Raw genomic sequence first — 25,933 nt, forward strand, 5'->3', positions numbered from 1 at the left:
GCTTTCCTTTTCCTGCTTCTTGCCTTTGCAGCTATACCGTTAGCTCCGCCGAAGCAGGCGCTTTCAAACGCGTTGTCAATTTGACGATCTCATCGAGACTAGAGGTGACGACAATTTCTGCCGGCCCGTCGGCTCCATATTGCAACTCTTCCAGACAACGTTGCGTCCCTTCCTCCAAACCAATCGGATAAATGTCTTTCGCGGCGAAGAATGCGCGTAGTTCCTGTCGAACCATCCCACCGTCCCAGGGACCCCAGTTTATTGCGACGGTTTGTACATGCGGCCAATCTACCCGCAAACGCCCAGAAAGTTTGTTAATGACTTCATTGGCTGCGCTATAGTCGGCTTGACCGGCATTTCCAAATCGTCCGGCGATAGAAGAAAAGAACACGAAAAATTTCAGCGTTTCCGGCTTCAGATTTTCGGCCAGCACCATCGCCGGGACAACCTTTGTCGAGAATACCTCGTCGAACGACTGGAGCTGCTTGTCTCGAATGAGCTTGTCGTCGACGACGCCGGCTCCGTGCAGTACCCCGTCGATGCGTCCGTGAGATTCGTAGATGGACGCGATCAATTTGCTGAACGCCTGCTTGTCGCGCAGGTCGATCGAGTGATACTCCACCCGAGCGCCAGCGAGGCGCATTTCGGAAAGATTTCTGGATATTTCGCGGTTTTTGAGAATTCGCTGCAGCGCTCTCTCAATTTCCACCGGCTTGATTTTTGGATTGCCGGCGCGCATGTCTTCGATCAAGAACTTTCGAAGATCTTCAACGTTTTTGAGCGCAGTCGTCTCAGGCGACTCTGGCTCTGACAGCCGGCTGCGGCCGGTGAGAATTATGATTGGCTTAAATTTGCTCGCGAAGGCTTTAACAATATCCGAAGTGATCCCGTAAGCGCCGCCAGTCACGAGCAGGACAGAGTTTCGTTCGAGGCTGAGGTTAGAAAGGTTCTGATCTTCTCCGCTGTCTGGCTTCAAGTCTAGAACGAAACGACCTTCCGCCGTGAAGCCAACTTCTGTGGCCCGGTCCCCGCTCGTGATTTCACAAATGGCATGTTCGACAAGACTATTTGGATCAATGTCGGGATCGACGTCGAGGCATTTGACCGTCACTTCAGGCCATTCGATTGCGGCGGTTTTCGCCACGCCCAAAGTGCCTGCAGGAAGAACCCCGAACCGCTGTGTGCGACGCAGACCGAAGTGTCCGTCCAGCGCGGTTATGTTGAGAAGCCAGTTCCCGCGCTTGTCGGACCTCAGATCAGACTCGAAGGCCTTTAGCAGGAGAAATAATCGGCGCGCGGCTTCGAATTGCGTCGCCTCCGCCCCACCCATTGCGAAGTTTGCGATGGCCCCGACCCTCTTTCCTTGGTCGTGAAGCAATGCGCTGAGCTTCTTCACGCCGTCGATCGAAGAGAAGTCGACCTCGGCGCGATTGGCGCCAACCATCTTGGTCTCGCCAGCGGCGGAAATTTCGACAAACTGACAGTGTCTGGCCGCCAGCGCAGCACGGAAATGGCTGCTCATGGTCTCGGGCGCGCCAATCGCAAGCAATACGCGGTCACTGGAGAGGAGTTCCTGCTGCTCATCCGCGCCCAAGGGCGCAGATAAGGGGATTACCGCGTAACGACGAGCGTCGTGCGCGAGGGCCTGCATGTTTGAAGACTCCGTCGCCTCAGGCGAAGACTGCGACGGAGTCGGAGATTTTTTTCCAGTTTCAGAGCCTCCCGCCTTGTCTGCTGACCGCAGTGAATCGTACCAGGCGACGACTGCACTCAGGGTTTTGAGGTTCGAAAGCTCTTCGAACACCGTCTCTTGATCTCGTCCCTCCATAAAGGGGTAGTGATCCTTCAACTCGCTGAAGATCTCGATTCGCTTGATCGAGTCGATGCCCAGATCTGCTTCAACATGCGCATCGAGATCGAGCATCTCCTCCGTGTAGCCTGTGCGTTCCGCGACGACGCGAATCAGATCATTTTTGAACTGAGGGGTTGGCGGCAGCGCCGGCGCCTCGGCGGCTTTTGGCGTTCGTACGGCGGGCTCCGGCCCCCGTCTCTCCGGGGTCGGCGCCGCTGTTCCATTTAGCGCCTGCACTTGAGTCTTCGGTTCGACTTTGCTGGGGGACGTAACAAACTTCGGGAGGACGGGCGCGGGAGGAACAATACGCCTCGCGAGCGCTGCCGGGGGTTCCGCGGCGCGCTGCAGAGGCTCCGATGTCGTCGCGGCGCGGACTGGAAGGGGCGCCGCCTCGGTTGAGAGCGAAGCTGCGGCGGCTGAAGCGGCAAAGGCTGCTGGCGAAGAGTGGGAAAGCCCCGAGTTCATAAGGCGTTCCTGAAACTCCATGAAGCGCCACAGCGTTTCTTGCTGCTGACGTTGCAGGTCGATTAGACTCGACAAGTTAGATTGGACTTCTGCCCCGAACGAGCTCGGTGACAGAGCAATATTCGGCGCCGTCGGCGGCGGGGCCGCTGGCCTATGGCTCTGTTCGTCAGTCTGCACTTTTGATCTCCTGTCAAATTTATAAATTACGCCATTACTTGCCGGCCTCTCGCTAGGGATGGATGGCGCAGGCTCCGGCCGCTGATCCTCGCGCTTCGCTGGCGCGAGCTCGCTGTGCCGCTTTCGGCCTGTTGCGGAGGTCTTCGCGGCATACCAGGGTTCAGCCCGCCCCCCATTAACTCGCCAGGCGAGTTGCGGCGGATTTGTGCTGGCGCGGGCGCGCTGCAGCGCCTCCTCCAGCCCAACGGGCGCGAGACCCCGGTTTCGAAACCAAATATCGAGATTGACCGGAAGACCGAGAGTAACGCATTGCGCGAGAACATGCGCAAGCTGCTGCCACCCCGGGCGCCCAGCGACGTCCAAAGAGAGCGTTGCGTGCGGGCGCTTGCCCAGAATATTATCAGTAAGCCGGCTCAGCACGACGCCTGGCCCACATTCGACGAAGACTCTCGCTCCTTCATCATACAGTTCTTGTATTTCATCGACGAAGCGCAACGGCTCCACCAGGTGCCGTCCGAGCAGCGTCTTGATCGCCTGGGGCTCATCGGGAAATCGCTTGCCGATTGTATTACTGAACACTGGAGTGGCTGGAGTCTTGACGTCGATCCGGTCCAGCACGTCGACAAGCTCGCCTAAAGAGGCTCCCATCGCTTGCGTGTGGAATGCAGCAGTCACCGCGAGCCGCATGGCTCTCACGTTTTCCTTGTCGAACGCTTTGATCGCCTCTTCTATCGCCTCTCTGGCGCCGGCGATGATCGTCTGATCGGGCGCATTGAGGCTCGCTATTTCAACCGCCAGGCTCTGCCCTGCTATGGCTTCAGCAACTCTCGCTTCAGCGGCGTTGACGGCGGCCATCGCCATTTTCTGGCCGCCGCCCGCCTTCGCGGAAATGCGGCCGCGCGCCTCGGACAGCCGGATAAGCTCCTCCCGAGACATCGCTCCCGCTACGCATAGCGCGACATACTCACCGAAACTGTGACCCGCCAGAAAATGCGGCCGCAATCCAAACTCACTGAGTAGATCGTAAGCCGCGAGCTCGACCACTCCAAGAGCCGGTTGAGCGATGCGCGTATCATTGAGTTCGGATTTCTGCCGATCCGCCTCGACCTTCGACAGGGCCGGCGGCGGGAAAATATACGACGACAAGGGTCGCGAGAGAGACTTCTCCAGCAAAGCGTCAGCTCGCTCGAAAAGCGTATGGCTCGCGCGACGCGACGTCACGAGATCGCGCAACATGTTGAGTTGCTGGGAGCCCTGGCCGGGAAAGAGAAAGCAGACCTTGCCGCTTGCTTCGATGTTCGTCTTGTCGCGGAAATACACGCCGGGCGCCGGCTTGCCGCCGTTCGACTCATCCGAGAAAGATCTAAGCTTCGTCTTCAAATCGTCCGCGGACGTTGCGACGATGGACAAATGGAATACTTGTCCTCCGTTCTTCGGCCTCGCCTTCGCCTCATCCAAGTGCCAAGAATACGCGAGTTGGGCCAAAGAGGGCTGACTTGTCTCGGATGCGGCGCGCAGTAGAGTCGTTGCAGCGTTCTCGAGGTCGGCGCGGGTGCTTCGACAAAGCGTGAAGATTTCAGCGTTTCTAGGGTTGAGGTCGCGGGCGTCGTGCTCGCGGTACTCACCCTGGTACTCCTCCAGAACCGTATGGAAATTTGTTCCGCCGAAGCCGAAGGCGCTGACGCCGCATCTTCTTGGTTGGTCGGCGGGCCTGGTGATCCAGGGCCGCGTTTCCGTATTGACGTAAAATGGAGACGGCTCGAACTGAGGAAGTGGACGCTCGACGCCGATCGTCGGCGGGAGCACGCGCTGATCGAGGGCGAGACTCGCCTTGATGATCGACGCCAGGCCTGCCGCGATCTTGGTATGTCCGATCATTGATTTGACCGAGCCCACGGCGCAGGTTTTCTGCGCTGATTGGGAGGCCGGGAACGCCATTGACAGCGCCTCGACTTCGGATCTGTCGCCCAGCACGGTGCCGGTGCCATGCGCTTCGATCAGCGTGACGCTGCCGATATCGACGCCCGCGTCCTCATAAGCACGTTGCAGCGCCAACACCTGTCCTTGTGAACTGGGCGCCGTCAATGTGCGGCTGCGCCCATCGCTTGAAGAACCAACGCCTTTGATCACAGCGTAAATGTGGTCTCCATCGCGCTCGGCGTCGCTCAACCGTTTCAACACGACGGCCGCGATGGCCTCGCCGAGGGCGATGCCATCGGCGCTTTCGTCGAACGGGCGGCAGCGGCCGCGAGGAGACAGAGCAAGCGTTTGGGCGAAGGACATGAAGCCGACCGGCCCATTGGTGGCGTCGACAGCCCCAACGAGCGCGACATCCGCGCTGTGGTGGCGAAGCTGCCGTACGCCGACCTCCAGCGCGGCCAACCCTGAGCCGCAAGCCGCGTCAACCGTGAAATTCGCTCCACGCAAATCCAGGCGGTTTGCTACTCGGCCCGCCACGACATTGCCCAGGAAGCCAGGAAACGAGTGGCTCGTCCAGTTAGGCAAGTCTTGCGTGTAGAGCGACGATTTGATCTGCGCGGCGGCTTCCTTCGATATCCCTTCGACCCTGGGAAGAAACTTCGCGAGAAGCGTCCTGAAGACATATTCAGTCCCCAGATCGTTCATCGCTCCAGATGCAAAGATCGTCGCGGTGCGATCGCGCGGGAACGGCCTCTGGTCGAAGCCGGCGTCCTGCAAAGCCCTTTTGGCCACATACAACGCGAGCAGCTGAACGGGTTCGATGGAGGAGAGGCTTGCGGGCGGAATGCCGAAAGCAGCCGGCTCGAATGCGATGTCCTCGAGAAAGCCGCCCCACTTAGAATAGACCTTATCTTTGACGCCGCGGTTGGGATCGAAATAGTCTTCCATGCGCCAACGATCCGGGGGCACTTCGCGTATCGTATCCACTCCAAGCAATATGTTCCGCCAGTATGTCTCCACATCGTTCGCCTGTGGCATCAGGCACGCCATTCCCACAACGGCGATCGGCTCCCCCGACGCCGACGTCACGCTGGTCGTCGGCTTGGCGAAGACGCCCGCAGCTGCATCGAGCTCCTTACCGGCGCCGATGGTCACCGCTTCGTGGAGAGCCGCCATGGTCGTCTTCTGACTGCGCAGGCGGGCCACTTCGCCCATCATATACAATCCGTCGCGACGCTGCGTTTCCAAGTCGACAGGCCGGTAGCGGCCGCCGCTTTCCGGCGTCTCGTTGCGGACAACGCCTTTCGAAGCAATGCGCAGGCGCCCGATGTTGAGCAACTCGAGCGCCATCAGGATGTCGTTCTCGGACTTGCCTTCGAGCAAAAGCTTGCGCCGCGCGTCATCGAATTCGTCGCAGAACGCCGTCTTCGCGCATCGTGTATAAATGCCGACGCCGGACTGCAACAAAGCAGTATCTCGGCAAGTCAGCGCCTCGTCTTGGAAACCCTGCGTGACGGCGCCCGATCGCACGGCCTCTTCCGTAAAGAGGTAGGCCGTGCCCATCAATACGCCCACAGCCATGCCGCGCTCGACAAGCGGCGCCGCCAGGATCGAAACCATGGCCGCAGAAATCTCGTCGTGGACCCCGCCTGCAAAAAGAATTCGAAACGAACTCGGGTCTTTGACGTCGGAAGCGAGGAGGACCTCCAACGCCGACTCCCACAAGATAAAGCTCGAGCGTGGTCCTGTGTGGCCGCCGCACTCGCTGCCCTCGAAGATGAAATTTCGGGCGCCTTCGTTGATGAAGCCCTGAAGCAACGCGGGCGAAGGAACATGTAAGTACGTACTAACGCCGAGTTCCTCCATCTCCCTGGCTTGGCTGGGTCGCCCGCCTGCGATGATGGCGTAAGGCGGCTTGATCTCCTTGATGGCTTCCATCTGCGCCTGGCGCAATTCCAGTGGAAGAAAGCCGAGCATGCCGACGCCCCAAGGCTTTCCGCCCATGGTCTCCCGCGCTTTCAGCAGCAACTCTCTCGCTTGCGGTCCCGGCATGACGGCGAGCGCAAGGAAGGGAAGCGCGTCAGCCTCTGATACGGATTTGGCGAAAGGCGCGACATCGCTTACGCGAGTCATCGGACCCTGTAGGATCGGGTAGCGCACGCCATGCGCCTTCGCCAGGGCGGATTCGGGCGCCAATGGCTTCAGCTCCGCCGCCTGCCGAATTCTCTCTTCGGCCCCTGAGCGAATCGCTTGAATGATCCGCCCAGTCGTGCCGTAGCGACGCGCAAGGGGAGCCGCCAAGGCGATGTCCTGTCCAAGTGGGATGATCGGGTCATGATCGTCTGCGAGCTTCGCCTCGAGAGATTGGCGCCAATCCCCGCCGCGCGCGCAGGCCAGTTCGAGTTCTTTGAACTTGCTCCTGCCGTGCCGCGCGGAAATTCTGAAAAGATCGTCGTCTCGTCCCAGAACGACTGATTCGCTTCCATCGAAGTCCGGCAGCTTCTTTCCTCTCAGGAACCAGGGACCTTCCTCAGAAAGCCACAGCTGCTCGGCGAGAACCCAGCCCTTGGCGCCTGCTACAAGAGTGGCGGCCGCGACACGCGGACCGACGCCGCCTCTGATCCAATAAGGAATTCGAACGAGCCCTCGAAGCTCCTGCGCCAAGATGTACGACGCCGTCTTGCTGACGCGTCCGGCAACCTCGCTGCCGTTTGCGATGACGCCATCATAACCCGCAGCGTCAGCCATCACAGCAGACTTCGCGTCGCTCGCTTCGACGACGACGCGATCCGCAAGTCGTCGCGCGGCGCAGAGCAACTCCGCTGTTGGCTCCTCTCTTCCGCCGATCAGCAACAGGGGGACTTTGAAGGGCAGCGTCTCGGCCAGCCGGTCCATCCCGCGGGCGGGCAAACCGAGCGTATCCCAGCGAACGCCCCACGACGCTGCGCCGATCGCGTCTCTCAATCTTACGATCTCTCTCTCGACCGAAGACCGGTTCTGACGGAAGCCGAGGTCCAGAATTCCAACTGCGCCAGCGCGTGCGGCTGCAATGGCGATCGTGGCGTCGAGCTTATGGCTCGGCGTGAGCGCTAGAACCGTTTCCATGGCTACCCCCGAATCGGCGACGCGCGGGACGCAACTCGGCGCCGGGCGATAACCTGTTTCGAGATTACTGGGCCGATCAAAAGACTTCGCTAATGCCATTCCATATTCTCCAAACCATCGGTGACGCCTTCAAGAAACGTGCCGTCAGGAGAACTCCTTCACGACGAAAGACGCGTCAGCATTTCGATCGAGCTCATTTAGAAATGTCCCCCAATGTTCGACGACTTGCGGGTCATGAGCGGCTTTCTGACCCCTTAGCAACATGGCGGCCCTCTTATTTAGAGGCAAAAACTGGCCTGCATGACGCAGCGCTGCGTAACCCAATAGTATTCGTCTCAGCACCGCTGCTCGGGTTTCTATGCCTGCAAGCTCTTCGGCGATCGGTTCGACAACAAGCGCGGCCATAGCTATAGCAGCGCCTTTCACTCTGTCCTCTGCGTCGCGGAACGCGTGCTCGGCTTCCTGCAACTCTCTCTCAAGAATCTCGCCGGCCTTCTTTGCCGCAGCGAGCCTCTTCTCAATATCGATCATTTGCTGCCAGACAGTCATAGTTTCAGGTGAAAACTCTACCTGCGGCCGCTCTACGCCGCCGATCGACTTCATGATTGATGCAACGCATTCTTCTGTTACTACGGAACCGATATATGAGAATCTGCTCAACTGCTCCTCAAGCGCGTCTATCATCTCGCGGCTTAAACTGACGGCAGACCGGGCTCGCTCAAACTTCTCTCGGCACGCATCTCGCTGCTTTTGCGCGCAAAGCAGTTTTTCACGAGGACTACCGTCGGTGATCTCACGGGGCGGAGTTGGAATGGTCCCGCGAAACTGGCATTCCGTAGCCGGACTCTCGACAACGCTCGAACCTGAATCGAATCTTGCGCCGTTTGAGTGGGAGCCGTCATCGGAGTTCCTTTCCATCCAAACCTCCAATCAGGAAATGCTCCGTTGTAGTCTGGCAAAGCCACCACGCTCCGGGACAAAAATGCTGCGTCGCAGCGTGATCATAGCGCAAACGCGCGAAGTCTCGGTTTGGTTGCATCCATGGGCGCCACATTTTTGAGCCCCTTAATTATTTGATGTGAATTATTTATGCAGTTTCGAAATGAGGCTGTCTGCGTCGAGCGTCTCGAAACAATCATTCAGAGATAAAGCGCGACCGGCGCTGGCGAGCAATTCTAACTCAGGACGGCGTTTGCATCCGGGTACACTTGACAGGCAACAATTAGGGAGAAAAACGTCGAAACGCCTAACTGTGAAGCAATGAACGATGATAGTGAGCGCTGCTAAGCTTATTTTTCATGCACAAAATGCATTTGTATAACTCTACGCCAGTCTAATCGAAAACATATTTTGATGCAAACATACATGCAATTTATTAAGAAGTGTGATCTAAGCGTGGCCTGCACACCGACTCATCACTAGGCGACAGCGCTGGAGCTTGAGTATTCGATGCGCCAACTCTTGTGACGACGCAATCACAACTAAATCATCACTCCATGCTTATCGACACCAGCTTACTGCAGTTCGCCAGAGGACGCCCCTGGAGAGAAAAATGAGCGCTGCGCCGCCAGTGATTCCGCGAGTTACAGATGGTAACTTATCTCTCGTCGCGGCTCTTTTCCTGCTCAATCGGTCAAGCTCAAGTAAGACTGGAACCAAAGGAATGTGGCCTTGTTCTGGCCAGTATTTTGCTCCTTGCTATGGCGCATTTTATCGCAAGACCGCCAGATCCTTTCGCAGCTGCACACTCTTAAGCTTAGCAGGTCGGACATTTATGAAGAAACCGACGAAGCGTAACTTGTCGTTGGCGATCGCCCTCGCGCTTCTCGTCTCGACTCCGCGCTCCGCCCCGGCGGAAACGATCGCGCGCGCCCTTGCGCGCGTTTACAGCAGCAATCCTGATCTAAACCAACAAAGAGCGACGGTAAGGATCAGAGATGAAGACATTGCGCGCGCGTGGTCGGGTCTTCGGCCTATTGCAAAACTCGAGGCCGGAGCGGGGGCCCAGCGAACTGACCTCAAACTCGGCTTTCCGCCAGTGCGGTCGCCGATTAACGGACAGTTCGTCACCTTGAGAAACCCTGCTACGGGACAGCCCTTTTCGTACTCGACCAATTTCGCAGCCTATCCACGGGATGTGAAGGTCTACGTCTCGCAGCCGCTGTTCGACGGCGGCCGTACTGAAAACGCAGTACATCAGGCTGAATCGGGAGTCTTCGCCGCACGTTCGGTTGCCGATCTCTCCGAGCAGTCGATCTTGCAGGACGCAGCGAAAGCCTACATGAATGTCTTGCGCGACACGGCCGTGCTCTCTTTGCGCAAGAACAATATTTCAATTCTGCAAACTCAACTCAATTACACGCGTCGCAAAGTGCAAGAGGGGGATCTCACCAGCACCGACGTAGCTCAGGCGGAAGCATCGCTCGCGCAAGCCCGCTCGGATTTTTTTGGTGCGCAGGCTCAGCTCAAGAACAGCCTGGCAATTTACGAGCAGATCATTGGAGAGCCGCCCGGACGGCTCGAGCCCGCGAGTTCGGTTGAACGGCTCCTGCCGAAATCTGTCGACGAAGCAATTGAGCTCGCCCTAAACACACATCCGTCCCTGGACGCAGCTCGGCATCAAGTAGACGCGGCGGAGTTCGCAGTGAATGCGGCGTGGAGCAATCTTGCGCCGCGGCTTTCGCTCGATGGGCAGGTCTCACAGCAATATGATTCGCTGTTGTCCATGCGCGAGGCGGTGCTCGCAGCGCCTAACTCGAGGGAATTCAACGCCGCGGTGCGCCTGAACTTGGATGTTCCACTCTACCAACGCGGCGAGGAGTACGCCGCCATTCGGCAGGCGAAGGAAACCCTGGGGCGCGAGAAGCTGAATTTCGACTCACAAAGGCGAAACGTTCGCGCGGCGGTCATTTCGAGCTATGGCCAACTCAACACCGCCAGGTCTCAAACCGCAACGGATGAATTGGCGATAAAAGCTGCCGAGGCGGCGCTGCGCGGCGTTCGCGAAGAAGCAAAAGTGGGGGCCCGCACCACCCTGGACGTGCTCAACGCCCAGCAAGCTCTGCTCAACGCCCGCGTCAACCTGATCATTTCGCAGCGGGATCGTGTTGTCGCCTCCTACGCTGCGCTCTCTGCGATCGGGAAGCTTTCAGCAACAACGTTGCAACTGGACGTCCAGCTCTACGATCCATCCGCGCATTTTGAACGGGTGAAGAATAAGATGATCGGAACGGACGCAGATTAAGTCGTCCGGTTTACTGGTCCGCCCCACGGCTCGACAAGGTCGCCGCCAGCCGGTTGGCGAGCGCCATAATTGTTAAGGTCGGGTTCTTCTCGCTGAGATCGGGCATGACGCCCCCGTCACATAAGTACAGGTTCGGGTGGTCGAAGCTGCGGCATCCGCGGTCCACGACGCCGTCATGTGGGTTGGCGGCCATTCGGCAGACGCCCGCATAGTGTATTCCAAGACCGGGCAGCGTATCGGGCGCGGCGTTGACGCCAATCGCAAAAGCGGCTTGCAATATCTTTCGGCCCCACAGCTGCATTGATTCCTGCATCTGCAAATCCTCGTTGCTCCAGGCGTAGTCCACATCGACCTGCGGCACGCCGTAACGGTCGCATTTGTTACTTCGGCGTAAGCGGTTGCTGATGCGCGCGCTCGGTTTGCCCATGAAGAACAGACCAACATAGGTGGAAAACAGCCAACGCGCGAGCAGGTCTTTCAGGCGCGCCGGGAAAACCGCCATGCCGTCCAGATAAAATGGAAGCCAGGGCAACATGTGTCCGCATTGGATCTGAAAGCCGCCACGAAAATCGGAAGCGCCGAACAGAAAACGCGGGATCAGAAGGTGATCGCCGATTCCGGGGGGATCGGCGGGCTTGCTGCCGCCAAGCCACCAGAGCGAACCGGAAGCGCGGGCGCGCACATGGTCCTGCAAATAGCAGCCGACCAGCCCCGAGGAATTGGCGAGCCCGTTTGGCCACGCATCGTCCGTCGAATTGAGAAGGAGGCGGGAAGTCTCCAATGCGCCAGCGGCGACGATAAATGTATCGGCCAGCACCTCGAAGCGCTCTTGTTTCGACGTGTCCAGGCATTCGACGGCTTCGATACGCGAAGAGTCCGAAGCGCGCCTCAGGCGCAAGACCTTCGTTTCGTACGCAATGCGAAAGTTGCGCCGTCCCTCGATGAGCGGCAGCAATCGGCTCGAGAATTTGTAGATACTGCCGGTTCGGCAACCGTGCACGCAGTGGCCGCACTGCAAACAGACATTCGGCGCATCGGCCCGGGTCTCGATCGCCTTTCGGGTTGGAATCGCCCGTAGCGGAAGGCGACGCATCCTTCGGACTGCCGACTGCATCGCCACATCTGGGCGCCGTAGCGGAAGCGGCGGAAGAAAATCGCCGTCGGGAAGAGCGGCAAGGTTCTCATGTGAGCCGCACACGCCGATCAATTGCTCAATTTCCGTATAGTGAGGTGCGAGATCGTCGTAATCGATTGGCCAGTTGAAATCGCCGTCGCCAAAATCACGCGCGCGGAAGTCCCGCGGCGACATTCGCAATGCGACGCCACCCCACAGATTTTGCTTGCCGTTGAGCCGGAAGATCTGACGGTTGCAAAAGACGGCCGCCGCCTCTTGGCTCGTCGAGGCAATGTCCGCCGAAGCATACAGACGGCGCGCCTTTGCATTTGCGTCGAAAAAAACGTCGCTCGGCGGGTCGTCCCACGATCGCTCCCGCGAAATGCCGAAGTGTTCGTCCTGCGCCGGCGGGAGGCCATTGTTGAAGTAATCATCCGTGATCGAGGCCCCCTGCTCGAGGGAGAGGACGTCGCGCCCGGCGCTTGCAAGTCGATAGGCCAGAATGCCGCCAGCGGCGCCGGCGCCAATGATGCAAATGCCTGTTCGCTCCCGGCGCATTCTCAACTCATTCTTTCGCGGAATTCGTCGGAGGCGTAGTAGCAATAATCGAGCAATCTCCTCAACCGACCGAGCGCAGCTTCGGGGCGATCGCCGGTCCAGTGGAAGCGTCCGCGTGCGTGATCATAACAAGCGCCGGACAAGGCCGTGTCGAGGGCGGCGGCAAGTTCGTGATTCTGGCGGCACGCTGCTAGAATCTCCGGCAAGCGCGGCAGGAGATGCGTGCGGTGAATATGGCGGCGCGCCAACTCACTGAACAGCAGCAGCGCATCGCGGTTCTCGTCGGTAATGGACGCGGCAAACCGCAGGTCACTGGGAACGAGGCCGCGGCCCACGAAGTCTGCGATCGTGTCGCGTATGGTCTGGGTCAGAGGCCGCCGCCTGTAGTGCAATTCACGCGTCGCGCGGTCGGAGTTCCCCCAATAAAACAGGGGTTGCGAGCGCACGAAGTCGCGATGCAAGGGGCTGCGCAGCCACCCGAATGTCAGGGCCGATGCTGCGTCGAGAGTAGTTACAAGGGCGGATACGAGCCAAAGGGGAGCCCGCGGCGGTCGTCTGATCCCCGTCTGCTCAGACATCAAGTCATAAAGCTGCAGCGCATCGATATTCTCTCCGCCCAGGATGTATTGGCCGTCGCCTTCCGTGAGCGCCGCCACATGGGCGCGCGCGACGTCGCGCACGTCGCAGACGCTGTGGCCGCCGCACGCAACCATGATCGGGAATCGCTTCAGACAGAACCATTGCAGGAGCAAGGCGCTCGAAACTGAGCTGTTTACCGAAGCGCCGGGGCCCAGCATGAGGCCAGGATTGAGGATCACCACGTTGCGACCGGCGGCGCCCGCCTCGCGCGCCAATTGTTCGCAGGCCACTTTCGCCCGATCATATGCATTGAGGCGCGCGACGCAGACATGAGCGCGGCCGCTCGTCTCGTTGAAGACCAATGGCTCGAGACTGCCGGCCATCGCTGACATCGACGAGGTGAAGATAACGCGCGCCGATGGATTCGAGCGTGAAAGCGCGTTGAAGAATATCTTCGTTAGCTCGACATTCTGCGCCAAATATTGGTCTAGCGGCAGATCCGGCTTGAAATTCCTACCGGCTGCGAAGATCGCGGCCTCACAGTCGGCCAGCGCGTCGGCGACATAGGCGGCCTCATGCAGATCGCCTTCGAGTCGTCGCACCGAGCTTGGGAATTTTGCGCTGGACCCGCTCCGCACCATAGCGACGACGTCGTGTCCTTCGGCCAACGCGGCCCGAACGATGTGTTCTCCGAGATAGCCGCCGGCGCCCGCAATCGTCACCTTCATGAGGATCGCTCTCGATGTCGCAAACTAGGCAAGGAAGGTCCCCGCTTATTTATCTCAGCACAATTCATTCCGTTTACAAAATAGCGCGAGCGGCGGGTCTGGGCGTCTGGCGGATGCGCTCTGGCGAATCAATGGCTGGCGATCGCAAATAGGACTTTCGGCAATAGTCTTTCCCAGCGCCGTCTGTGCGTCGCCGCGCATCGGCGCTGGCTCGCTTTTGGGAGGTTTGCGCGGGGCTGGCGCCGTTATGCGGCCGGCTGGGGCGGCCCGCCGTTCCCTCATCGAGCGGGCCGCCTTCCAATATCTTTGCTTAATTGCCGCGGCTGCGCTCGCCAGGAGCCGCCCCGCCCGCTTCGGCGACACGTCGGGCGTGGCGCAGCTAAAGCTTAGCTCTTATCTGAGCTATCGTCTCGTTGAACTTGGCAGAGCGTTCAGCAAGTCTTGCACCGCGTCGATCGAAGCCGGCTTGGTGAGGTGCAGATCGAAGCCCGCTTCCTTCGCGCGGTGGCGATCCTCGTCCTGACCCCAACCCGTCAGCGCGACGAGGGTGAACTGAGGCCCCCGGCTGCTACGTCGAATGCGACGCGCTGTCTCGTAGCCGTCCACAGCGGGCATGCCGACGTCTATAAAGATCAGATCGGGGTCGAACGTCTCGACAAGGGCAATGCCGGCGGGACCGCTATAAGCCTTGCGAACAGTCGCCCCCAAGCCCTCCAGCAACAGACCGAAGCTGTCTGCAACATCGGCGTCGTCGTCAATGACAAGTATCCGCGCCGCCATCCTGTCCCGAGTCGCCGCCTCGTTGGTCGACGCCGTGACGGCCGTGGGCGCCGTGCCGAGAGGCAGCCAAACCACGAATTCGCTGCCGCGTCCAACGCCTTCACTATGCGCTTCAATTCGCCCGCCATGCAGCTCCAAGAGTTTGCGCACAAGCGCAAGCCCGATGCCGAGCCCCCCTTCGGAAAGCCGAGCTTGACCGTCTGTCTGGGCGAAGAGTTCGAAGACGTGCGGCAACATCTCGGCGCTGATGCCGACGCCATTGTCGCGAAAGCGCAGAACGACGTCGTTGCCCGCGCGCGCCGCCTCGACTTCAAGGCGCCCCCCGGGCGGCGTGTATTTTGCAGCGTTATGGATGACATTAGCGGCAATCTGAGAGAGACGCACCGGATCGCCAAAAACCCACGCCGGGTCATCGGGGGTCTTCATGACGACGCAATGGGTTTTCTTGTCGATGAGCGGCTGGCAGGTTTCCAATGCAGCCGACAAGAATTCCGCCAGGGCCACATTCTCCTTGCGCAGTTCTATCTTGCCACGGCTGATCCGGGAGATTTCGAGCAGGTCGTCTACAAGCCGGACAAGATGATCGACCTGACGCTGCATCATATTAAAAAGATGCGCTTCGGGATGCTCTGAACCATGCTTGATTTTCAGCAAGTGCACCGCGTTGCGAATAGGCGTGAGCGGGTTTCGCAGTTCATGCGCCAAGGTGGCGAGAAACTCGTCCTTGCGTCGGTCGGCTTCTTGCAGGGCGACTTCCGCCTCGTGGCGCGCCGTCACGTCGGCGTGTGTGCCGATCGCCCGGAGCGGGCGGCGGTCGGCGTCGCGCTCCACCACTTGACCACGATCCAAAATCCAGCGCCAGGAGCCATCCTTGTGCAGCAGGCGGTGCTCGCATTCATAGAAGTCGGCGCGCCCTTCCAAATGGTCGATCAGCTTGGCTGCGACAGAGTCCCGATCGTCGGGATGGACGAGCACTTCCCACGCCCGAACATGGGACTCCACCTCGTCGAGATCGTAGCCGAGCATGGACGCCCAGCGACCGCCGAACTGAACCCGGCCGCTGGGCACGTCCCAGTCCCAGAACCCGAGTTGCCCGGCTTCCAACGCCAGCGCCAGCTGCTGCTGGCTCTCGCGTAGCGCCAATTCCGCCCGTTTGCGCTCAGTGATGTCGATGTTCACGCCCGTGAGACGCACGGGCCTTTTGGCGCTATCCGTGAAACCCTGGAAACGGCCTGCGATCCAACGCACCGAGCCGTCTCGCCAAACGACTCGCCACTCGTGTTCAACCGGCTCGCCGGTCGCAAGCGTTTCCTCGACCTTGGCGATCGCGCCGGCGCGGTCGTCGGGGTGAACCAGCTGCTCCCACGCCGCCTGCGACCCAGCGAATTCACCGGGCGCGAGACCATACATCGCCTCCAATTCCGGAGTCCAAGTATTCACGCCCGCGGGGACGTCCCAGTCAAACGCGCCGATCTTTGCGGCCTCGGTCGCCAGCCGCAACCGGGCTTCGCTCGCACGGAGGGCTTGTTCGGCTTTCTTGCGCTCGGTGACGTCTTCGACGAGCGTGATGATCCACCTGGGGGCGCCGTTAATATTGCGGATGAGCGAGACGCTCTTTCGGACCCAGATGACTTCGCCGCATTTGCGAATGTAGCGATTTTCGACGACGAAGCTTGGAATTTCGCCGGCGAGCATCCGCTCCGTCAAGGCTAGATTGGCCGAGCGGTCGTCAGGATGGATGAGCTGGATGAGCTGCGAACCGTCTTGGGCGAGAAGATCCTCCAGCGTATATCCGGTGAGCTCACAATAAGCGGGGTTGGCGTCCAGGAAACCGAAGTCTGGCGCGTTCACCGCAAAGCCTATGGCGGCGTTGGCGAAGGAAACGCGGAAGCGTTCCTCGCTTTCGCGCAACTCGGCTTCCGCCCGCTTTGTCTCGGAAATATCGAGGACGAACGCCACGCCATTGGTACGGGTTTCGTCGAACATTGCTCCGGCGACGATAACCGGCACGCGCGCGCCGTTCTTGTGAAAAAACTGTTTCTCGAATGGCGAGGCGTTCGATCCTGCGGCTTGCGCTTCAAGTATCGCGGCGTCATCGACGAACTGGAACTCCGGCGGCGTCATTTTCCGCCAGTTGATCCGTCCTTCCTGAAGGTCTGCGCGCGAATAGCCGACCATCTCCAGAAATTTGTCGTTCGCGTCCGTAACCTCTCCAGCCACATTCCAATAGATCACGCCTAGAAGGCCGGCCTCGTAGAAACGCCGCATCCGCTGCTCACGCTCGCGCAACGCCGCTTCGGCCCTTTTTTGCTCGGTGATGTCGCGCGCGGTCCCTATTATGCCGACAATATTGCCCGCGGCGTCGCGGTAAGGCGCCTTGTTCGTCAGATAGCAACGGGTCCCGAAAGCGGTGCCCAGCGTTTCCTCGAAGGTCTCGGTTTGCCCCGACTCCATGATGCGGCGATCATTGGCCATGATGGCGCGCCCATCCTCTGGATTGTCGAAGACCTCCTCGTCGGTCTTGCCGAGGCAAAAATCGGCCGGCTTGCCAATTGCGGCGAATGTCGCGGGATTGGCCAGCAGCAGTCGGCTCTCTCGGTCTTTGAGAAAAATTGCGTCGGGGCTGCCATCGAGCACCGCCTGCAGCAGCCTTTCGCTTTCACGCAGCTTCTCCTCGGCGCGCTTACGCTCGGTGATGTCGCGCACAAATGCACGCATGCCGACAACTACTCCGGCGTCGTCGGTCACGGTCCACGTGCGGAGACTGACCGGAAAAACGGTTCCGTCCTTGCGGATGTATTCCTTCTCATATTCGTCGGATTCGCCGCGCGGCAGGACTTGCTCCTGCACGATGGCGGCCTCCATGTCGCGCCAGATCGCCGGGGTCAGCTCCTGATAGGTCAATTGACGGAGTTCAGCGCCGGTATAGCCGAGCATGCGCTGATAGGCTGGATTGGCCTCGAGAATATGGCCGCTCAGATCGACGGTGACGATGCCGTCGCGACTCGTCTCGAAGAGCAAGCGGTAACGCTTTTCACTCCCCTGCAATGCTTCAATGTGCTTCTTGCGCTCGGTAATATCGACGGTGACGGCGACCCCGCCAAGCAGGCGGCCGTCTGGCCCGATAATGGGCGCGCCGGAAGCTTCCGCCGTCCACCGACGGCCACTCGGCAGTTGCACGTCGATTTCGAAAGGTTCGACTTCGCGTCGTTCGCGCACCGCCGCCTGCAAGGGAAGCTCTGAACCCGTTAATTCGCGGCCCTGGTTGAAGAAGCGAACTCGGCGACCGGCGTCGGCCGGGTCAGGAGCAAGCGCCGAAATATTGTCGCGGGCATTGATTTCAAATTGTGCAAAAAGCGCCTTGTTGCCGGTAATGTACGCGCAGCTCGGATCGCTCGAATAACTCAGGCCGATCGGCGCGGCGTTCATGATTGCTTCAAGGCGTTGCCGTGTTTCGGCAAGCTCCTGCTCGGCTTCTACTCGGTTGTGGAAGTCGATGATCGAGCCGTTGTAGCCGATAAATGCGGCTTGTTCGTCGCGTTTCGCCGCGCCAACCGCCATCGCCCAGCGAAAATGTCCATCCGCGCGCCTGAGCCTCAAGACGATCTGGAAAGGCTGCTCCGATTGTATCGCCCGCGTCAGCTCCGCCCTTACCTGATCGCGATCGCAGGGGTAAACCGTTTCAAGCCAACCCTCCTGCAAGGCTGAATCGGCGCTTTGGCCCGTGATTTCGCGCCAAAGAGGATCAATGTAGCTGCATTGCCCGTCGCGATCAGTCGACCAGTCTACAACCCAGAGTGCGTCAATATTAGAGACAGGCATATGCATCCAATGCTACCCTGGACAAGAATTGCCGACGCCGCCGCAAGAGTCCGATCCGGATCGGATGACGTCTAAAGCCACAGTAAATACTCATGGCGCTTTATCGGCGTCCCTCGCTCAAAGCCTAGCAGGCGCCCAAGCATTGGCTTTACCCTGAGCGCGCTCGCCGGGTTACCTAACATCCGCGCGCAAGGGTGGGGCCTTTGTCAATGGGCTGCGTCGTCGCGGCTCCACTAAGCGTTACCGTAGCGCAGCCCGCGTTTGGGTGCTGGCGCACCGCACGTAGCGCTCACGCGACGGTTTCATCATGGCAATTTCTTTGAGATTGCTCGTGGCAAATTGCCACACGCCCGCAAGCGGCAAATAGCCCGGCCCACGCCACTCCCGGGGACGGCGCGCGGCGCTCCCGTCTAAGGTACGACGCTTGCGCAACCTCGCGCAATGCGCCCGCATACGGACCGGGTCGGACGCATCTGATACCGAATGCGACGACCCCTGGAGCAGGCAAGGACGCGTCGTTCGACAGCGCCGCAAAGGGGAGAGCATAGGTCACTGTGAGTCTAATCAATGTCTTTCGTAGAGCTTACGCCGGTTGTCCGCCCTTTCTGGGCGCGCGCTGTCTCCACTCTGCCAATCTTTGGCGTGTTGGCTTTTTCGGTTTCCGGCCTCCTCCTGGCTGTTTCGACCTATAAGGCGGCGAAAGACAGGGATTGGCCGGCCGCTTTGATCGGCGTCGCGCTCACCTGCATCTGCGTCATTTGCGTGGCTTGGCTCGTCCTGTTTTGACTGAAGCTCGGGTCTGCCTCGGAGGATACAGTAAGACCTTGTAGAGTCGCCTTTCCCGGGCGGACTCTGGATAGCGCAGATGAACAAATCCATGGTCGAAGAGGAGGCCGCCTGGCGGTCACGCCGCAATCCTCCCTACATGGAAGTCTTCGGCGATGACCGGCTGCGCGCCCGGCGCGTACCGCGCGCGTCAGCAATGGCGCAAGCCTTCTGGCTGGGGGAAGCCTTCTGGCTAAAGTCAGCGCGCCTGAAGGTTGGTCTGACGCAGCTCGACGTCCTTGCCGATCGGCGCGATCATGAGGCGCTGTTCGTCGGGACCGGGCTGTTCAGTCCACAAAGCGAGAAACCCGCTCTTCGTGGCGACGACTCTCGGGTGGGAGGCCGTGATCTTCAGCGGCGACAGCCGCTTGGCCGGCGTCCAATGGAGCCCGTCGTCGGTCGACGTCGAGGCGAAGACGCCAAGGCTGCCGTCGCCGGCGTCAGGGTCGACCATGTCCCATACCGCGGCGAGACGGCCGTCCTTGCCCAGCGTGAGATCGCCATGCGCCGCCGTATCGTCGCCGAGGCGTCGCGGCTCCGACCAGCTCTTTCCGCCGTCCGTTGATTTGAGGTGATAGAAGCCGGCGCTCTCCTTCTTGCGCGTGCCCACGACCGCATGGATCTCGGGCCGCTTGCCGCTCTTGATCGCCAGCCCGCCGCCGATATGCGGACAGCCGGGGAAATCCCAGCCGAAGGCGCCGACCGTCGCCAGCCGCGTCCATTGATGCGTCTTGGGCTCGACCACGCCGATCGCCATGTCTGAGGGTTGCTTGTCGCGATAGAGAACGTAGAAATTACCAGCCGCGTCGGCTTTGCCGGTCGTCCAGCAGCAGGCGCAGGAGGCGGCGTCGAGCGTGGCGTTCTTCGACCAGTTTGCGCCGGCGTCGGTCGAAAACGCGTAGCGCAATCCCTGCGCGCCCGGCGCCGGCGGCGGGCCGTCGCGGCTATCGAGCCAGGCCGCGTGAAGCGTCTTGCCGTCCGAGGCGAGCGTGAAGAAGGAATGCGGCCCTTTTGCCCAATCGGCGGGACCGGCGAGCGGCGTCCATGTCTTGCCGCCGTCGCTGGAGCGCGCAGCGACCATCGGGCCGGCGCCGCCATGCGACGCGCCGTCGACATGGCTCATCCACATGGCGATGAGCTTGCCGTCGACGGCGGCGATGCGGGCGTCCGACCCGCGCGTCACCGTGGCGCCGGCGCCGGACGGTCCCTCGACTTGCGTCTGAGCTGACCAGCTCTTGCCGTCGTCGGCGGAGACCTGGTGCCAGATGGTCGTGGCGCCCTGCGCATGCCGTCCCGTCAGTAAATGCAGCCGGCCGCCCTCCGCGACGACGTCGAGGCTGACGACGCCCGTCGGCAGGCGCATCGCGTGTTTGGCGTGTTCAGCCGCGCTGTGCTGCGCATGTGCGTCGCCCGACGGCGGCGCTCCCGTCGGCGCCGCCTCCTCCGCAAGCGCCGGCCCCGCGGCCAGGGCGATGACGAGAGCGAGCGGCGCGCACGCGCGCCCGTCTCGAAACTTTTCTCTATTTTTGGAGTCAGATGCGCGCATCCCGAGCGTCCTTCCTTCTGTCGGTCTTCAACCGCGTATGCGTTGCGTCGGTTCAGTAGGTCAGTTTCAGCCCCGCCGTAAAAAAGGCGCCAGGGTTGATCGTAAATTGATAGTAGCGGCCGAGCATATTATTGCCAGCAAAGTAGATCTCCGCAAATTTGGTCGGCTTGTAGGAGATATAGGCGTCGAGCTGCCAGAAGCGGTCGAAGCTGCCGTAGACGCCGCGCACGAAGTCGGCGTTGGTCGCAAGGTCGTAACTGTCAGCCGTATATCTTCCGGTAAGCGTGCCGGTCCAATCGCCATAATTGGCTTCGAGAGAGGCGTTGAACAGATTGCGCGGCGCGTTCGGGAGACGCTTGCCGACCGTTTCCGGCTGATCCGGCGCCTCGAGGGTTTGGGCGTCGAAAACATTGGTGTAGGTCACATAGGCCGTCAGCCAGTCGGTGATCTGCTGCGAGCCGGTGATTTCGAATCCGCGCACAACCGCTTCGCCGGTGTTCACCGTCGTCGACCAGTTCTGGATGATGCTCGGCGCCGGCAGGCGACGGGTGGAGTTGTAGTCGGAGAGCCAGCTTTCGAAGAAGGTCGCCTTGGCGAAGGTTCCCGTCTGCTTGAAAAACTGCTCGTAGCCGACCTCCCAGGAAATGGCCGTCTCGGGCTTCAAATTCGGGTTGGAGAAACTGCGCACATTGCCGCGCGTGCTGTCGACGTAAAGCGCGTTCAGCGTCGGCGCGCGGAAGGCGCGGCCGGCGGAGGCGCGCATCACGCCGTTCTCCCAAGGCATGTTGGCGACGAGCGAAACTTTAGGATTGAAGTTTACGACGTCCTGGCCCGGAAAATTATCGTAGGGCGCGCCGCCCGTGACGCGCACGCCATGCGTATGCCACCAGTCGACGCGGCCCCCGAGATAGGCCGTCAGCCAATTTGTGACCTTGATTTCATGCTGCACGAAGCCCCAGACGAAATTCGAGACCCCCTGCATGCTGCTCGTGAAGAGCGTCGACGATCCGAAATTGGTCCAGTCGCTGACATTATAGGCCTGAAACGTCGCGGCGCCGCGATCCGTGCCCACGCCCGTCGTGAGGTGATGCGCGAAGAAGGGGAGGAACTTCACCGGGAAGGTGTATTGCACGCTCGCGCTGAACAGGTTCTGCGGATAATTATTATAGACGCCGGCTCCGCCCAGCGCCCAGGCGTTGGAGCCCGTCGCGGAAGAAGGCGTCGTGAACCGATAGACTCGCGCCATGTTGCTGACGTTCAGCTTGATCTCCGATTCCTCGGAGAAGCGATGTTTCGCAAAGCCGTAGCTGATCACATTCGATTCGTACGCGAGGCCTGCGCCGAGAACTGCGCTCGGCGTGATGCGGTTCGCGCCCGAGACGCGCGCATTATAGGCGAGATAGCTGGAATAGGGCGCATAGCTCTCGAACAGCCCCTGCATGGAATTGCTGAGAAAATAGCTGACCCCCGCACCGAATTTGGTCGCGTTGTCGTAGTCGTAATAGAGCTTGAGCTGCGAATTGACAGTCCGCCATTTCGCCTCGCCCTGCAGACCGAGATTCCACAGCTGCTGCCCCTGTGCGTTGACGGTGGGGATGGCCCCGGCGACGTAGGGCGCGACCAGCGTGCGCTGAATGACGTTGTCTCTGAAGCCGGAACTGCCTTCCCAGCGGCCCCCCGCGCTCCATCCGACGCCGTTTGGCAAACGATCGCGATAGATGACGTCGCCGGCCTGGCGGGAGAACTCCCCGAAAGACGATTCGCCTCGGGCCAGAATTTCGCGCTTTTCCGGTATTTTGCTGAAGGCGCGCACGACGCCCGCATAGGCGTTTGCGCCATAAAGCGCCGAGGATGCGCCGGGCAGCGTCTCGATGCGCTCGATGTCGTCCATGAAATATTGCGAATAATTGAACGACCCGAACATCGGGTCGTTCATGATCTGGTCGTCGTAGAGAAACAAGGTGCGCTGCAGGCCCGAAATGCCGCGGAAAGAAAAGCGGCCGGCGCGATTGGCGGAGGGCGCCGCATAGCCGAGACTGTTGCCCCATGAATAGATGCCCGGCGCGTCGCGAATGATCGCGCCGAGGCGCGGCGCATCGCGGCGCTGGATATACTCCTGGCTGAAGACGGTCAGGTCGCCGGGGGCCTCGCTCACCTTCTTCTGCGTGCGGGTCGCGGTCTCGACGACGATTTCTTTTTCCGGCGCAGGCTGATTAGCGCCGGAGCCAGTCGTCCCCGTCGAGGGGCTCGCCGCCGCCGGACGACGCGAGAGGCCTGGACGCGCGGGCCCGATGCTGATGGTGGGAAGCGATGTCTGGGCCTCGGCGACGGAATCGAGGGCGCAAAGAAGGGCGACGGCGGACGCGCCGCCGCGCAGCAGGTGCGGGACGTGCATGTAATTCTCCTGATCGGCCACGTTGAGGGGCCGTGCGAACGAATGGAATGGGCGACGCGCCTGCGCCGCGGCTCATGCGCTCAGGAGAAGAAAGGGGGCGCGCGCGAGGACCAGCTGCTTGCCCAGCCGGCCGACTTCGGCCGTGCGTCTTTCGGCTCGGGATAAACGGCTGCTCGCGGCGCGGCGTCACGCATCAACGCGCATGCGATCCACGCCGATGCGGCGACGGTGACGAACGCCGCGTCGCGCGCATGGGCCTGGCATAGGATGCAGCAGCCGTGGGGGTTGTGGCGCGCGCGCTCGGAGGGATCGCCAGCGTCGCCTTTATGGCAGATTTCGGAGTCGACCAGAGAACTGACCGACGCGCCGTCAACCGCGCGCGCGGCGTGGGCGACGGCGGCGAGGGGCGCCAGCAAGCCCTGCAAAGCCAAGAACAGCGCCACGCAGCCGGCAATCAGCGCGCCGCGAGTCTCTGTCCATGGCTTTACCGGCTGGTTCCGCATCATTGGCGAAAAACACCACCGCCGGGGAATATGGTCAAGCTCGAGGCGGCAGGCTCGACTGAAAACAAACGCAGTGTGACTTGAACGTCACAGTTAGCTTGACAGCTGCGTCTTAGCGGTCCTAGCTTCGACGTATGCGCGGCGTCTTCAAATTTGTCAGGCTGGGGCTGGTCGCGGTCTACGCGCTCTCGACCCTTGTCGCCGTCCTGCTCGGCGCTGCGCACCAGTCGCCCGAACGCGGCGTCGAACATTCCGCGTCTGCGGCGCTGGCCCACGCCTTGTGCCTTGGCGGCGAAGAGACGAATGACGCGTCGAAACGGGCCGGCGCCTGTTGCGGCGCCTGTCAGCTCAGCGACGCCGTCGGCCTCGCGGCGATTTCGACCGCGTCCTTCTTGATGCGACATGAGGCGTCGACCCGCCGTGGCTTCGCCCGCCGCCTCGGGCATGTGACCGACGACACGCCGGACGATCTCCGATCTCGCGCGCCTCCCGCGCTCGCCGTCTGATCTCCCAAAACCGAAAAGCCCGCCGCAGGACGCGCGCGATCTAACGCGCCCGCGCGCCAAGAGACGCGGCGCGGTTCGCCACTGTTGCGAGGGAGGCTCGCATGACTTTTCTAGAGTCCTTTTTTCGCCGGTCCGCCATTGACGACGCCCCTGGCGTGACGGAGACCGGCCGGCGTCCCGCGCCGAAGACAGAGGCGGGCGGCTCCAAGCTCTACCGATGGTCGTTCGTCATTCACAAATGGGCGGGCCTGGTCGGCCTGGGCTGGCTCGCGGCGCTCGGCGTGACCGGCTTTCTGATGGATCACGACGAGTGGCGCTGGATGCAGCAGGGCAAGGCGCCCGCTTGGCTGACGCCCGTCGACCTACAGGATTTCGCCGCACGAAACGTGGTCCGTTTCCACCAGATCGACCCGACGTCGCCCTCGAACCGCATCGCCGGAGGCCCGCGCGGTTTGTGGGCCTCTTCCGACGGCGGCGCGAGTTGGACGGCCACTCGCTTCGTCGACGGCGACCATCCGCAAATTTCGGGCGTACGCCCGATCCGGCTCTCGGCTGGGGACGTCTGTGGTTTGCGACCGACAACGGCGTCTATCGCTCGACCGACAAGGGCGCCGCCGCCGCGCCGGCGGGACTTGCGGGCGCGCATGTCACCGCGATCGCCGCAAGCGACCGGGCCGACCAGCTCCTGCTCGTCGTCGACAAGTCGAAAGTGCTGCGCTTCGGGACAGACGATGGCAAGATCGAAGAGATCGCGCTGTCGCCGCTCGACGAACAGACCCGGCCGCCGACCGTCGACCTCATCCACTTCGTCCACGACCTGCATTTCGGCCGCGCCTTCTTCGATCCGCTGACGTCGCTTGTCATGAACGACATTGGCGGCCTCGGCATGTTTCTGCTGGCGCTCACCGGGCTGCTCTACTGGGGACTGCCAAAATATTGGAAGTCGCAGGGCCGTGAAGCGGGGCGCGCCTCGAAGGCCGCCAAGAAGACGACGATCAAGTGGCTCTTCAACCTGCACAGCCCGACTGTCGGCTTGGCGTCGGTCGTGATGCTTCTCTATCTCTCGGTTACGGGCGTTCTGCTCGGCCATGGCCGCGAGCTCCTGATGTGGATGCGCTCGGTGCAGGTGCCGCAAGCCTATCTCACGCCGGCCTTCGCGTTGAAATCCTGGGACGGCTGGATCGAGGCCATCGTGGCCTATCCGGACGCGCCGGGGGTTTTCACGATCGGCAGCCGCATCGGCATGTTCACGACGGCGGACGGCGGCCAGACCTTCGCGCGCGAGGAAGACGCGAGCGGCCGGCCGGTGGTCGCCGCCGCACGGCTGCGCCGCATCGGAGACAAGGTGCTGGTCGCCAATGGCATGGCGGGACCGTCCACGATCCGTCCTGACGACCGCGCCCAGGAGATCATCGCCGCGCCTGAGAAATCACGCATGCTCGGCGTCCCCGGTCCCGGCGGGGCGCGCCCCGCTGCGCCGCCGGACGCGGCGGAACGACGGAAGAAAATGGGCATGGGCGGCATGGAAGGCATGTTCATGCCGACCGACGTGACTGAGCTCGAGGACAGGCTGCTGTGGAAGAGCTCGAACAAGTTCTTCGTCACCGACGAAGAGGGTCATTCGCTGGAGTCCTTCGAAGTCGCTCAACCACCAGACGAAGGCGTTCCCTGGATTAACTGGATCCTGCGTCTGCACATGGGAACGTTCTTCTGGTCGGAATGGAAGTGGATCAACGACCTATTCGCGATTGGCGTCGTGGTTCTCTCAATCACCGGCCTCGTTCGCTGGTGGCGAAAGAAGTGGCTTTGAGGGA

The 25,933-nt window shown here is 61.1% G+C and carries 12 protein-coding genes; 4 read left to right on the plus strand and 8 right to left on the minus strand.

The window, feature by feature from the left end; translation table 11 throughout:
• Positions 1–31: 31 nt before the first annotated feature.
• The gene (locus ACETII_RS02960) at positions 32–7,618 is read right to left on the minus strand and encodes an SDR family NAD(P)-dependent oxidoreductase (protein WP_472787041.1); all 7,587 of its coding nucleotides are present in this window, start codon (positions 7,616–7,618) and stop codon (positions 32–34) included.
• A gap of 45 nt (positions 7,619–7,663) precedes the next feature.
• Positions 7,664–8,203 carry a hypothetical protein gene (locus ACETII_RS02965; protein ID WP_472787042.1) on the minus strand — a complete coding sequence of 180 codons (540 nt, stop codon included), beginning with the start codon at positions 8,201–8,203 and terminating at the stop codon, positions 7,664–7,666.
• An 868-nt stretch (positions 8,204–9,071) separates the two neighbouring features.
• Between ACETII_RS02965 and ACETII_RS02970 the strand changes: the two genes are divergently transcribed.
• Positions 9,072–10,763 carry a TolC family outer membrane protein gene (locus tag ACETII_RS02970; protein ID WP_472787043.1) on the plus strand — a complete coding sequence of 564 codons (1,692 nt, stop codon included), beginning with the start codon at positions 9,072–9,074 and terminating at the stop codon, positions 10,761–10,763.
• A gap of 10 nt (positions 10,764–10,773) precedes the next feature.
• On the opposite strand, the gene ACETII_RS02975 is transcribed toward ACETII_RS02970, so the two are convergent.
• The 3 genes from ACETII_RS02975 to ACETII_RS02985 form a co-directional block, all read right to left on the minus strand.
• A complete protein-coding gene (locus ACETII_RS02975) occupies positions 10,774–12,072 on the minus strand; it encodes a GMC oxidoreductase (RefSeq protein WP_472787044.1) in 1,299 nt (432 codons plus the stop codon).
• Between the two features lie 365 nt (positions 12,073–12,437).
• Complete coding sequence (locus tag ACETII_RS02980) at positions 12,438–13,742, minus strand: NAD-dependent epimerase/dehydratase family protein (protein WP_472787045.1); 1,305 nt, start codon at positions 13,740–13,742, stop codon at positions 12,438–12,440.
• A 402-nt stretch (positions 13,743–14,144) separates the two neighbouring features.
• Positions 14,145–18,344, minus strand: a complete 4,200-nt coding sequence (locus ACETII_RS02985; RefSeq protein WP_472787046.1) for a PAS domain S-box protein — start codon at positions 18,342–18,344, stop codon at positions 14,145–14,147.
• A gap of 567 nt (positions 18,345–18,911) precedes the next feature.
• Between ACETII_RS02985 and ACETII_RS02990 the strand changes: the two genes are divergently transcribed.
• Complete coding sequence (locus tag ACETII_RS02990) at positions 18,912–19,130, plus strand: hypothetical protein (RefSeq protein WP_363349548.1); 219 nt, start codon at positions 18,912–18,914, stop codon at positions 19,128–19,130.
• Between the two features lie 238 nt (positions 19,131–19,368).
• Here the strand turns inward: ACETII_RS02990 and ACETII_RS02995 are convergent, their stop codons facing one another.
• The 3 genes from ACETII_RS02995 to ACETII_RS03005 all read right to left on the minus strand — a co-directional run bounded on the left by ACETII_RS02995 (position 19,369) and on the right by ACETII_RS03005 (position 23,616).
• Positions 19,369–20,715 carry a sialidase family protein gene (locus ACETII_RS02995; protein ID WP_472787047.1) on the minus strand — a complete coding sequence of 449 codons (1,347 nt, stop codon included), beginning with the start codon at positions 20,713–20,715 and terminating at the stop codon, positions 19,369–19,371.
• A 52-nt stretch (positions 20,716–20,767) separates the two neighbouring features.
• Complete coding sequence (locus tag ACETII_RS03000) at positions 20,768–23,110, minus strand: TonB-dependent receptor (RefSeq protein WP_472787048.1); 2,343 nt, start codon at positions 23,108–23,110, stop codon at positions 20,768–20,770.
• Positions 23,111–23,190: 80 nt separating this feature from the next.
• Positions 23,191–23,616 (minus strand): hypothetical protein, encoded by a 426-nt coding sequence (locus ACETII_RS03005; RefSeq protein ID WP_472787049.1) that lies wholly within the window; start codon positions 23,614–23,616, stop codon positions 23,191–23,193.
• A 131-nt stretch (positions 23,617–23,747) separates the two neighbouring features.
• Between ACETII_RS03005 and ACETII_RS03010 the strand changes: the two genes are divergently transcribed.
• The gene (locus tag ACETII_RS03010) at positions 23,748–24,119 is read left to right on the plus strand and encodes a DUF2946 family protein (protein WP_472787050.1); all 372 of its coding nucleotides are present in this window, start codon (positions 23,748–23,750) and stop codon (positions 24,117–24,119) included.
• Positions 24,120–24,600: 481 nt separating this feature from the next.
• On the plus strand, positions 24,601–25,929 hold the full coding sequence (locus ACETII_RS03015; protein ID WP_472787051.1) for a PepSY-associated TM helix domain-containing protein: 1,329 nt from the start codon (positions 24,601–24,603) through the stop codon (positions 25,927–25,929).
• Positions 25,930–25,933 lie beyond the last annotated feature (4 nt).

This window comes from Methylocystis sp. NC52PC (genome assembly GCF_055698645.1).

Bases quoted from the DNA above. Each gene is read 5' to 3' on its own strand.
- ACETII_RS02960 (WP_472787041.1), bottom strand. From the start codon at position 7,618: ATGGCATTAGCGAAGTCTTTTGATCGGCCCAGTAATCTCGAAACAGGT.
- ACETII_RS02965 (WP_472787042.1), bottom strand. From the start codon at position 8,203: ATGATAGACGCGCTTGAGGAGCAGTTGAGCAGATTCTCATATATCGGT.
- ACETII_RS02970 (WP_472787043.1), top strand. From the start codon at position 9,072: ATGAGCGCTGCGCCGCCAGTGATTCCGCGAGTTACAGATGGTAACTTA.
- ACETII_RS02975 (WP_472787044.1), bottom strand. From the start codon at position 12,072: ATGTCGCCGCGGGACTTCCGCGCGCGTGATTTTGGCGACGGCGATTTC.
- ACETII_RS02980 (WP_472787045.1), bottom strand. From the start codon at position 13,742: ATGAAGGTGACGATTGCGGGCGCCGGCGGCTATCTCGGAGAACACATC.
- ACETII_RS02985 (WP_472787046.1), bottom strand. From the start codon at position 18,344: ATGCCTGTCTCTAATATTGACGCACTCTGGGTTGTAGACTGGTCGACT.
- ACETII_RS02990 (WP_363349548.1), top strand. From the start codon at position 18,912: ATGTCTTTCGTAGAGCTTACGCCGGTTGTCCGCCCTTTCTGGGCGCGC.
- ACETII_RS02995 (WP_472787047.1), bottom strand. From the start codon at position 20,715: ATGCGCGCATCTGACTCCAAAAATAGAGAAAAGTTTCGAGACGGGCGC.
- ACETII_RS03000 (WP_472787048.1), bottom strand. From the start codon at position 23,110: ATGCACGTCCCGCACCTGCTGCGCGGCGGCGCGTCCGCCGTCGCCCTT.
- ACETII_RS03005 (WP_472787049.1), bottom strand. From the start codon at position 23,616: ATGATGCGGAACCAGCCGGTAAAGCCATGGACAGAGACTCGCGGCGCG.
- ACETII_RS03010 (WP_472787050.1), top strand. From the start codon at position 23,748: ATGCGCGGCGTCTTCAAATTTGTCAGGCTGGGGCTGGTCGCGGTCTAC.